The following is a 10,471-nucleotide window of genomic DNA, read 5'->3' on the forward strand; positions in this document are numbered from 1 at the left end:
CCCATGACACAGCAAGGAACAGATGTGAGCTGGGCGCTCCGCGATCTCGTCGAGAGCATCCAGGAGATCCGTTTCGCCCTGGTGGCCTCCAGCGACGGCAAGGCCATCACCTCCTACGGCGCCGAAGACCCCGACGACGTCGACCGCTTCGCGGCCGTGGTGGCCGGCCTACAGGCGCTGGCCCAGCCGGTCGCCGAGCAGTTCCCCAAGTATGCCGGGCAGCTGCGCCTCGCGATGATCGAGGTCGACGGCGGGCACCTCTTCGTCGTGCGCGCGGGTGTGGAGACGTACCTCGGTGTCCTTGCCAGGGAAGGCCTCGACCAGGGCCTGCTCGGGCACCAGATGAGGGACCTGGCCCGCCGGATGGGTGAGCTTCTCGGCACCACTCCGCGCCTGGAGGAGCACTCTGGATGAGTGCTCCCCGCAGACCGTCGGACCCGTCCGGTCTCGAGCGCTACTACGTCCTCACCGGAGGGCGCAGCGGACCGGGCGGTTCGGCGTCGAGCCTCGACGTGGCGACCCTGGTCGTCTCCCGCGCCGCCCCGTTACCGGGGATGCAGCACGAGCACGAGGAGATCCTCCGCCGCTGCCGCGACCCGCTGTCGGTCGCCGAACTCGGCGCCCACCTCGGGCTCCCCTTCAACATTCTCGCGGTGCTGCTGTCGGACCTGCTGGACGCAGGTCGCGTCGAAGCCCGTAACCCCATCCCGGCGCACGACGCCGGCCGCGGGCCCGACCTCGCGCTCCTTGAGGAGGTACTCAGTGGACTTGAAAGGCTTTGACCGACCCGGAGGCTCGGCCGGGGACACCCGCTCGGTGAAGGTGATGATCGCCGGCGGGTTCGGCACCGGGAAGACCACCATGGTCCGGTCGGTCAGCGACATCAAGCCGCTCACCACCGAGGAGACCCTCACCCAGGCCAGTGCCGACGTCGACCACCTCATCGGCGTCGCCGACAAGACGCAGACCACCGTCAGCCTGGACTTCGGCAAGATCGGCATCAACGAGAGCCTGGTGCTGTACCTGTTCGGCACGCCCGGGCAGGAACGGTTCTGGTTCCTGTGGAACGGACTGTTCAAGGGGGCCCTCGGCGCGGTCGTCCTGGTGGACACCCGCCGCCTGGAGTCCAGTTTCCGGGCGATCGAGGAGATGGAGCGGCTGGAAGTCCCCTTCGTCGTCGCGCTGAACGTCTTTCCCGACTCCCGGAACTACCCGGCCGAGGAGATCCGGGACGCCCTGGACATCCCCGAGCACACCCCGGTCGTGGCCTTCGACGCCCGCGACCGGGCCTCCAGCCGGGACGTCCTGGTCGCACTGATCCACCATCTGAAGGAACGCTCGGCCGTGGCCCTGGAGCCCCGATGAACGACTCGACCGAATCCGGACTCCAGCCCGTGCGGGGCTGCCCCGTCGCCCACCACGGCGCCGACCTGACCAGGCTGTACGGCCCGGACGCCGCGACCGACCCGGTGGGCATCTACGAGCGGCTGCGCAAGGAGCACGGCTCGGTCGCGCCGGTCCTGCTCGAAGGCGACGTGCCCGCCTGGCTGGTCCTCGGATACCGCGACAACCGGCGGGTGCTCGACAATCCCCGTCAGTTCAGCCGGGACGCGCGGATCTGGCGGGACTGGCGGGAGGGCCGGATCGAGGAGACCTCGCCGATCATGCCGATGGTCGGCTGGCGCCCCGACTGCGTGTCCCAGGACGGCGAACCGCACCGCAGGCTGCGCGGCGCCGTCACCGACGGGTTGCAGGCGGCGGCCGCCCGCGGCATCCGGCGGCACGTCACGCACTTCGCGAACAAGCGAATCGACGCGTTCGCCGACGCCGGGCACGCCGACCTCGTGGCCGACTACGCCGAGCAACTGCCGATGCTCGTGCTCACCAGGATGCTGGGCCTTCCCGCGGCGGACGGGCAACGCCTGATCGAGTCGTGCGCCCAGGTCTTCAAGGGCGGTGAGGGCGCCCTCGAGCACAACGACCGGATCATGCAGATCCTCGCGGAACTCGCCGAGCGCAAGCGGGCCGAGCCGGGCTCCGACTTCGCCACGGCCCTGCTGGAGCACCCGGCCGGCCTCGACCACGACGAGGTCGTCAGCCATCTGCGCCTGGTGCTGATCGCCGCGCACACCACCACCAGCAATCTGCTGGCCCGGGTCCTGCAACGGGTCCTCACCGACGCCGCTCGGCTGTCCGGCCTGGTCAGCGGGGAGCTGAACATCTCCTCTGTGGTGGAAGAGGTCATGTGGGACGCCCCGCCGCTGTCGGTGCTGCCGGGCCGGTTCGCAACCGCCGACATGGAGTTCGGAGGCCATCACGTCGAGGAGGGAGAACTGCTCATCCTGGGCCTGGCCGCCGGCAACCTCGACCCGGACGTACGGCCCGACTCGGCCGTCGCCGTGCAGGGCAACCAGTCGCACCTGGCGTTCAGCGCCGGACCGCACGAGTGCCCGGGGCAGAACATCGGCCAGTCCATCATCGAGATCGGCGTGGACGTTCTGCTGCACCGGCTGCCGGACCTGCGCCTGGCCGTACCGCCGGAAGAACTCAGCTCGACGGCCTCCACGTGGGAGTCCCGGCTGGACAGCCTGCCGGTCGAGTTCGCCGTCTAGCCACGCCGGCGGACCGTTGCCCGGCCGGCTTCCGGCCGGGCAACGCCGTGCGTGAGTGTGCTTCCGCGTCTGCGGTGGATCGGGCACAGGCTCGGGCCGCTACCCCCGCCAGGCGGATGCGAGCAGCGCCCTCGAGCCTTCAGGACCGAGGCCTCAGCCGTCGAGCCAGTCGCCTGCGACGCCCGTGGGACGGTAGCCCGTGGCGTTCCAGAGGAAATGCGGGTGGGCGCAGCCGAACATGTAGGCGAGCAGTGCGGTGTCTTCCCTCCCGGTCCGATGGTCGTGCAGGGTGTGGAACATCTCGGATCCGACTACGCCGGCGTCTTGTTGGACATGACGGGCGCGGTCCGGCGACGGTGCGGCCCTGGATGCCTCCACGGCGGCGATGTAGGTGCGGCGCAAGATCTCCCATGTGGTGTCCGTGTTGCCGTACCAGGGGCCGTGCAGTGCTTCGAAGGCATGGAGCTCGGCGTCGAAGAGGGCCCATGTCCCGGGGTATTGGGCTCGACAGCGTGCGGACAGCTCGGCGGCCCGGGGGCTCAGTGCCGGTGCGGTGGGCCGCGGGGCGATGGTGAGGGTGGTGCCCTCGGTGAGGATGCCGGTGCACGGGTTGGGCTGCAGGTCGCACAGCGGGCACTCCTCGGCCGGGGGGAGGCCCTGGGTGATGCCGTCGAACCACAGGGCGTGACGGCCCGTGAGCCCCATCCAGACGATGGTGGTGTTCATCAACCAGGTGTTCCACATCGGGCTGTGGGCCTCGGGCATGCAGCCGTACTTGACGATGGCTATCGCGCAGGCAGCGTAGAGCGCCTTGGTGTGGGTGGGCATGTCGGCGAGCCAGAAGTTGCTGATCTCGCCGGTGAGGGCGTCGGCTCGTACATCGGCCATGTCGTCGATGACGCGGCACAGCAGGAGGGCGGCGAGGTTTTCTTCCTGCCAGAGTTCGGTGTCGGGGGCGACGTGCCAGAACAGGCAGTCCAGCATCTGCAGGGCTGAGTAGGTGCTCTGGTTGAGCGGGTTGGTCTGGGGGAGCATGACGCTGCCCGCGTCGTGCTGTTGGAGCCAGTATTCGTCGACGGAGCGCTTGTGGGCTGCGAAGAGTCCGGAGACCAGGGCCCGTGCGCTGTTGGCGCTGAAATTCTCGGCCAGGCGACCTTCGACGTGTTGGGTGAGGCGCGTTGTGTCGATGGTGTCGATCACGCGTTTGTATTCGTGGAAGACGAGGATGTCGTCCTCGAAGCGGTGACGGTGGCCGAGGTCTCGTTCGAGGTCGTTCATCTGCCGGGTCCAGGACCATCCACCGGTCAGGACGCTGTCGAGTTCCCGGCGGTGTGGCCAGGTCTTGACGGCGAGGGGACGACCGGCGCTCTGCCGCCAGCGGTAGTCGTCCAGCGTGCGTGCGGGGGGCGTGGGCAGCCGACGGCACAGAGGGCAAGCGCAGACGGTTGTCTGTTCCTCTTCGCACGGTGGGGTGAGTGCCCGGCTCCTCCAGGCCCCTTCCAGCATCGTGCAGGCCAGTCTGCAGGCCTCGATGTCGGTGCTGACCTGGGGGAAGGCTGCTTCTATCAGGCGCAGGCTGGTGTCGAGGTGCCTCAACCTGGCGGAGCCCTCCTCGTCGGGCGGGAGGAACGCGGGCCGTGCCAGGTGGAGGGCTCCCTCCACCTGCAGCGTGGTGCCGGAGTGGGCGGAGCCGAATGCGTTCAGCCGCTGCTGAGCGGCGTTCTGGGACCTTTGGTACTGCTCAGTGCTCCCCTTGGCGTGTTTCACCAAGAGGCGGGCCAGGGTGTCCCCTGCCTCCGTGGGGTGGAGCTGGGCGCTTGGCTGCGCCGGGAGCGAGCTGTCGGCGGACGCCTTCGGAACAGCACCTGCGACTCGAGATTTCACACCGGTCTCCCCATAAGCTGTGGTCCTGGCAACGGAATGGAACGACCGTGGTCGTCGACCTGCCGCGTCCGGGAATCTTCTGTACTTTCGTGACGGCCTCGCCGGACGGCCGGACTCGTGCGACCGGCTTCGGCTCCTGCTACGAACGACCGCGAGGGGCAGGACTGCGGCGTCGACGGCACTCCTGCCGCAACGCGAGCACCTGCACAGCCGCCTCAGCCGTGTTGATCAGGAAGCACTCGCGGCCCGTCAGGAGTGGCGCGACCACTGGATCCGAGATGCGCTGCTTCGCCCGAGGCGTGTGGGTAGCCGACAGGGGTGTCGAAGGGCAGGTCGAACCGGACGTCCTGAGGCATGTGCTTCCTTTCGGGAGACGGACCGCAGAGCCCCCCGCCCCTGCGAGCGGACGGTGCTGTGACCGTCCGTACACTCGAACTCGGCTTCGCAGTCCGAAAGTTGAACCGAGAAGCGGTACGAGACTGCCCAAGGCATGAATCAGCCATTCCGTAACCCTGCCGTGATCTCCGTTACTGCCCGAACCGCATGAGCTGCGTATACTCCCTCGTCCCTCACCCTGCATCGGCTGGTCCGCCGTGCCTCGGCAGCCTCGGAACGTCACACTGGTGAGCGTCAGTCGACGACGCTTCAGGAGGATTGGCGACGATGACGTCCGAACCCGCACGCGGCGCTGAACAGCGCATGAAGGACACCCTGCACCGTCTCGAACACGACGTGGACGCCTGGGTCGCCACGGCCGACGGCACGTCGGGGACGCCGTACCTCGTCCCCTTGTCGTTCCTCTGGAACGGCTCGTACCTGCTCTTCGCCACACCCGCGTCGAGCCCCACCGGGCGGAACCTCGCCGCGACCGGCCGGGCCCGGGTGGGCATCGGACCGACCCGTGACGTCGTGCTCGTCGAGGGCACCGTGGAGACCGTCCAGCCCGGCGAGCTGACCGAGCAGGACGCCGAACTCTTCGCGGCCAAGACCGGGTTCGACCCCCGCGGGCTGGCCACGCCGTATCTCTACTTCCGCGTCGTGCCCCGGCGGGTGCAGGCCTGGCGGGAGGCCGACGAACTGGTCGGCCGCGAACTCATGCGCGACGGACGGTGGTTGACGGCCGACTGAATCGGCCGGACCGGGATAACCGCAAGGTACAGGGCCGCGGGGCACGACCGCCCCGCGGCCGGAATCCTGCGGAGGAGACATGGCCTTGGTGAAAGCGGGTGTCCTGGTGCTCGACTGTGCCGAGCCCGAGAAGCTCGCGGTGTTCTACAAGGAGCTGCTGGAAGGGGAAGAGGCGGACGCGACCGCCAACCGGGTGGAGATCAAGAGCGCCGACGGCTTCCGGATCGCACTGCGCAGGGACGTCAACGCGACCCCGCCCAGCTGGCCACGTCCCGAGAACTCCCTGCAGGCCCATCTGGAGTTCGTGGTCGACGACCTCGACGCGGTGGAGCGCCGCGTCATCAGCCTCGGCGGCCGTCCACTGGAGGCCAAGGAGCCATCGGGCCCCCTGGAGGAGCGCGGCTACGCCGATCCGGCCGGCCACTCCTTCACCCTGCGCCGCACCGCGCCGACGGCACCCAAGCAGGGCTGAGCGAGAGTTCAGCCGGTCGCCGGCAACGGCCGGATCCCGAGTCAGGTCCCGAAGAGGGCGCCGGCCGGGGTCACATGAAGCATGAAGATCGAAGACGTTCAAGGTGAACGGCTGAGGAAGGGCCGGCCCTGCCCGGCAGCCGCCGGGCAGGGCCGGGCGGCGGTCAGTCCCGGCCGCCCTTCTCGCCGACCGGCCAGGTGCCGGTCGAACGCTCGATGGCTTTGGCGCCCGCGCGGTCCACGGCGCTGCGCACCACGGCGAAGATCGCGCCCTGGATCGCGGCGGCCAGAAGGACCTCGCCCCAGCCGCGGTCCTTGTCCAGGGCGTCGGGCGCGTCCTCCTCGTGCCGGATCGCCATCCACGTCTTGCGGAAGGCGAGCCCGGCCAGCCAGCCGCCCGACCAGCCGAGCACGAACCCGACGGGCTGGTAGGCGAGGGACATCTTCTTCTTCTTTGCCACGGGAACTCCTAGAGGGCTGAGGGTGGGTGAGAGTGGTCAGGGGGTGTGCGCCGTTGGTATCCGCTCCTCGGCGCGGACCGGCCCGGGCGGTGTGCCGTCACCGAACGGCCGGCCGCCCAGCTCCTCGCGGTGGTGCGGGGTCAGCCACCCGGACAGGTCGGGGCCCAGGGGAACGACGCGGGTCGGGTTGATGCCGGTGTGCACCTGGTAGTAGTGGCGCTTGATGTGGTCGAAGTCGACGGTGTCGCCGAACCCGGGCGTCTGGTACAGGTCGCGGACGTACGCCCACAGCACCTGGTTCTCGGTCAGCTTCCACCGGTTGCACTTGAAGTGGCCGTGGTAGACCGCGTCGAAGCGGACCAGCGTGGTGAACAGCCGGATGTCCGCCTCGGTGATCGTGTCCCCGACGAGGTAGCGCTGCCGCTTCAGCCGCCCCGCGAGCAGCTCCAGCCGTCGGAACACACCCGTGCAGGCGGCCTCGTACTCCTCCTGCCCGGTGGCGAACCCGGCCCGGTAGACGCCGTTGTTGACGTCCTCGTAGACGTCCGCCATCACCTCGTCGATCTCGTGGCGCAGCGCGTCCGGGTACAGGTCGGGCGCGCCGTCCCGGTGCAGGGCCGTCCACTCGGTCGCGAGGTCGAGGGTGAGCTGCTGGTAGTCGTTGGTCACCAGCCGGCCGCTGGGCACGTCCACGAGCGCCGGCACACTGACACCACCCGGATAGTCCGACTCCCGGCGGTCGTACGCCTCACTCAGAAAGCGGATGCCGAGGACCGGGTCGCGGCCGTCCTCGTCCAGCGTGAAGCGCCAGCTGCGATCGTCCTGGATCGGGTCGGCCACGGCCAGGGACAGGGCGCCCTCCAGGCCGAGCAGCCGCCGGGAGACCAGCGACCGGCTCGCCCAGGGGCAGGCACGGCTGACGACCAGACGGTAGCGGCCGGCCTCCACCGGCCAGCCGTCCCGGCCGTCCGCGGTGACCCGGTCCGCGAAATGCGCCTTGGACCGTTTGAACGCCCTCCTTCCGTAGCCGGTGTTGCCGTCATCGCCGTCGTCGCGGCTCATGGGAATGACCTCCTTGCCGTACGTGGGCCCTGGTGAACGCGTTCCCCGTTTTCCGCCGTCGGCACGGTGTGAGTACCTCCGACCGGGGCAATCGGCGTGGGTGACTGATGAAGGAAGTGATCACAAGACACGCGTCACCGTGCTGGTGGCGCTCGCGGCCAATCTGGTGATCGCGGTGGCCAAGGCCATCGGCGGCCTGGCGGCGGGATCACCCGCCCTGCTGTCCGAGGCGGCCCACTCGGTCGCCGACAGCCTGAACGAGGTGTTCCTGCTCGCGGCGCTGCGGCGCAGCCGTCGCCCCGCCGACCGGCGTCATCCCTTCGGCTACGGCAAGGAGCGGTTCTTCTGGTCGCTCCTCGCGGCCGTGGGGATCTTCGTCATGGGCGGCTGCTTCTCCTTCTTCCAGGGCTTCGAAGCCCTGACGAGCGGGGCGGAGGAGGAACTCGGAGGCTATGTGGCCGGCCTGATCGTGCTCGGCATCGCCCTCCTCGCGGAGGGCGGTTCACTGTTGCGGGCGCTGTACCAGGTGCGCCGGCAGGGCGGCACGGGCGCCGGGCTGCGCGATCCGGCCCTGCGGACGGTCGTCGCCGAGGACGGCACCGCGGTGCTCGGCGTCACCCTGGCCATCGCGGGCATGGCCCTGCACATGGTCACCGGCCAGGTGGTGTGGGAGGCCTCGGCCTCGCTCGCGATCGGCGCGCTGCTGGTCTACGTGGCCTTCCGGCTGGGCCGCGAGGCCCGGGACCAGCTGATCGGCGAGGCGGCCGACCCCGAGTCGAGCGGGCGGATCCGGGCGCTGCTGTGGGCCCAGCCCGAGATCGACAGTGTGGAAGCGCTCTTCACGATGAAGACCGGACTCGACACGGCTCTGGTGGCGGCCCGCGTCGACCTGGTGCCCGGCCTGGACAGCGAGCGCGTGGAGGAGGTCGCCGTCCGCATCAAACGATCCATAGCCCGGACGGTGCCCGAGGCCGACCAGATCTTCCTCGACGTGACCGACCGCCCCGCCCGTGAGGCAGCGGAAAGCCCCGCCGCGACGGGGGAGCGCGGCGGGGCCTGAATCACGCGTGCCCCGTCGCGTACGGTTCACACTCAGGGGGCGGAGAGTTTTTCGCCGGCTGCCCGCAGCGGGCAGCCGGCAGCGGGCAGCCGGCAGCGGCTCAGCCGGCACCGGCTCAGCCGCGCTCGGCCGGCTCCAGGACGAACACCGGTATCTCCCGGTCCGTCTTCTTCTGGTAGTCGGCGTACGCCGGGTACGCCGCGACGGCCCGCTCCCACCACGCGGCCTTCTCCTCACCCATGACCTCACGGGCGGTCATGTCCTGCTTCACCGGCCCGTCCTGAAGCTCCACCTGCGGGTGGGCCAGGATGTTGAAGTACCAGACGGGGTGCTTGGGCGACCCTCCGAGGGAGGCCACCGCGGCGTAATGCCCCTCGTGCTCGACCCGCATCACCGGCGTCTTGCGCAGCTTGCCGCTCCGGGCGCCCCGTGAGGTCAGGACGACGACCGGCATCTTCGAGCCCTGCAGTGTCGTCCCCTCCGTACCGCCGGAGCTCTCGTACAGTTCCACCTGCTTGCGCACCCACTGCGTCGGGCTGGGTTCGTACTCGCCTTCAAGAGGCATGGCATCCGTCCCATCGTCGCGTCCGCGGCTCATCGCCACCCGTCTTCAACACCCGTGCCCCCGGGAATCATCCGCACCCCGCCGGATCCGGCCGGAAGCGCTGAGCCTCATCCCGGCGCGAGCGCCATCCGCACGGCCAGGGCCGTCATCACCCCGCTCGCGACCAGTGCCGTCACCAGCCGCCCCCGATCGCCGGTCAGCGCGCGGCCCAGCAGGGCGCCGCTCCCGGCCAGCAGCACCTGCCAGCTCGCGGAGGCGACGAAGGCGGCCAGCACGAACACGCCCTGCTCCAGTGGACCGGCCGGGCCGGTGGCCTGGGAACCGAGCACGAGGGCCGCGAAGTAGATGACGGTGGTGGGATTCAGCAGGGTGATGCCCAGCAGGCCCAGGTAGGCCCGGGTCGGGCTCGGGGGAGCGGGGGCGGTGCGGGTCGCGAGCCGGTGGACCCGGTACGCCCGCACGGCGGTGGCAGCGCCCCACGCCGCCAGCGCGAGCAGCACCAGCACGCAGGCCCACCGCAGCGGCCCGAGCACCGGCCGCAGCGCGGACGCCAGGGCGGTGCCCCCGAGCGTGGCCGCGAGGGCGTAGAGCCCGTCGGCGGTGGCGACGCCGAGCGCGGCGCAGACACCGGTGCGCAGGGAGGTGCGGGCGGTGAGGGAGACGAGGTAGGTCCCGACGGCGCCCACGGGGACGGCGATGCCGTACCCGGCGAGCAGCCCCGCGACGAGCGCGGCGGTCATGACCGCGGCGGCCTCGGTCCTCCCCGGCGGCCGGACCGCTGCTGTCGGCGCCGGGCGGGAGCGGCGAGGGACAGCGGCAGGGAAACGGTGAACGTAGGCATGGCCGGATCCTGGGGCCTGCCCCACCGGACCGACAACCGGTTTTCGCATCGGCCTGGCCGCACGCGTGCCGGGCGAGGAAGCCGGCCCCGCGGCGGAGGCTGGGACCGCCGGCGCTTTGGCGGGGAAGTCGGCTTCGCGCCGGATGCTGCGGACCATCGGCGCTCTGGCGCGGAAGCCGGCCCCGGGCCGGAGGCTGCGGACCACCGGCGCTCGAACAGGGTTACGGCGTTCCCCGGCCATCTTGGCGCCGTCGGTGACATGGCCGAACTTCGCGTCGCCTTATAGGTGCCTGGGGCATCTAATGAAGATCGGCACGACGCACTACTCGTCTGCGAGGTCTTCATGACGGACACGACCGCACCCGTCGCCTTCCCCCAGAGCAGGAC

Annotated in this window: 12 protein-coding genes; 7 read left to right on the forward strand and 5 right to left on the reverse strand. The window is 70.3% G+C overall.

The window, feature by feature from the left end:
• Positions 1-3: 3 nt before the first annotated feature.
• From C1J00_RS09665 to C1J00_RS09680, 4 genes are read left to right on the forward strand one after another with little or no spacing between them, the layout of a single operon-like run.
• The gene (locus tag C1J00_RS09665) at positions 4-414 is read left to right on the forward strand and encodes a roadblock/LC7 domain-containing protein (protein WP_003994857.1); all 411 of its coding nucleotides are present in this window, start codon (positions 4-6) and stop codon (positions 412-414) included.
• Positions 411-782 carry a DUF742 domain-containing protein gene (locus C1J00_RS09670; RefSeq protein ID WP_033308582.1) on the forward strand — a complete coding sequence of 124 codons (372 nt, stop codon included), beginning with the start codon at positions 411-413 and terminating at the stop codon, positions 780-782. Before C1J00_RS09665 ends, C1J00_RS09670 begins: the two co-directional genes overlap by 4 nt.
• Positions 763-1,365 (forward strand): GTP-binding protein, encoded by a 603-nt coding sequence (locus C1J00_RS09675; RefSeq protein WP_102908622.1) that lies wholly within the window; start codon positions 763-765, stop codon positions 1,363-1,365. Before C1J00_RS09670 ends, C1J00_RS09675 begins: the two co-directional genes overlap by 20 nt.
• Positions 1,362-2,612 (forward strand): cytochrome P450, encoded by a 1,251-nt coding sequence (locus C1J00_RS09680; protein WP_102908623.1) that lies wholly within the window; start codon positions 1,362-1,364, stop codon positions 2,610-2,612. Before C1J00_RS09675 ends, C1J00_RS09680 begins: the two co-directional genes overlap by 4 nt.
• 153 nt (positions 2,613-2,765) lie before the next feature.
• Here the strand turns inward: C1J00_RS09680 and C1J00_RS09685 are convergent, their stop codons facing one another.
• The gene (locus C1J00_RS09685; RefSeq protein ID WP_245936282.1) at positions 2,766-4,496 is read right to left on the reverse strand and encodes a hypothetical protein; all 1,731 of its coding nucleotides are present in this window, start codon (positions 4,494-4,496) and stop codon (positions 2,766-2,768) included.
• Positions 4,497-5,159: 663 nt separating this feature from the next.
• Here C1J00_RS09685 and C1J00_RS09690 point away from each other — a divergent pair.
• Positions 5,160-5,624: a pyridoxamine 5'-phosphate oxidase family protein gene (locus C1J00_RS09690; RefSeq protein ID WP_102908624.1), complete on the forward strand. Its 465-nt coding sequence runs from the start codon at positions 5,160-5,162 to the stop codon at positions 5,622-5,624.
• 79 nt (positions 5,625-5,703) lie between these two features.
• Positions 5,704-6,096 (forward strand): VOC family protein, encoded by a 393-nt coding sequence (locus C1J00_RS09695; protein ID WP_102908625.1) that lies wholly within the window; start codon positions 5,704-5,706, stop codon positions 6,094-6,096.
• Between the two features lie 163 nt (positions 6,097-6,259).
• Here the strand turns inward: C1J00_RS09695 and C1J00_RS09700 are convergent, their stop codons facing one another.
• Positions 6,260-6,556 (reverse strand): DUF4235 domain-containing protein, encoded by a 297-nt coding sequence (locus C1J00_RS09700; protein ID WP_102908626.1) that lies wholly within the window; start codon positions 6,554-6,556, stop codon positions 6,260-6,262.
• 36 nt (positions 6,557-6,592) lie between these two features.
• A complete protein-coding gene (locus C1J00_RS09705) occupies positions 6,593-7,618 on the reverse strand; it encodes a glutathione S-transferase family protein (RefSeq protein ID WP_102908627.1) in 1,026 nt (341 codons plus the stop codon).
• A gap of 139 nt (positions 7,619-7,757) precedes the next feature.
• Between C1J00_RS09705 and C1J00_RS09710 the strand changes: the two genes are divergently transcribed.
• Positions 7,758-8,678 carry a cation diffusion facilitator family transporter gene (locus C1J00_RS09710; protein ID WP_102908628.1) on the forward strand — a complete coding sequence of 307 codons (921 nt, stop codon included), beginning with the start codon at positions 7,758-7,760 and terminating at the stop codon, positions 8,676-8,678.
• A 115-nt stretch (positions 8,679-8,793) separates the two neighbouring features.
• Here the strand turns inward: C1J00_RS09710 and C1J00_RS09715 are convergent, their stop codons facing one another.
• Complete coding sequence (locus C1J00_RS09715) at positions 8,794-9,243, reverse strand: nitroreductase family deazaflavin-dependent oxidoreductase (protein WP_102908629.1); 450 nt, start codon at positions 9,241-9,243, stop codon at positions 8,794-8,796.
• 107 nt (positions 9,244-9,350) lie between these two features.
• Positions 9,351-9,983, reverse strand: a complete 633-nt coding sequence (locus C1J00_RS09720; protein ID WP_102908630.1) for a LysE/ArgO family amino acid transporter — start codon at positions 9,981-9,983, stop codon at positions 9,351-9,353.
• Positions 9,984-10,471 lie beyond the last annotated feature (488 nt).

The sequence above is a fragment of the Streptomyces cahuitamycinicus genome (assembly GCF_002891435.1).
GTDB classification, from domain to species: Bacteria; Actinomycetota; Actinomycetes; order Streptomycetales; family Streptomycetaceae; genus Streptomyces; species Streptomyces cahuitamycinicus.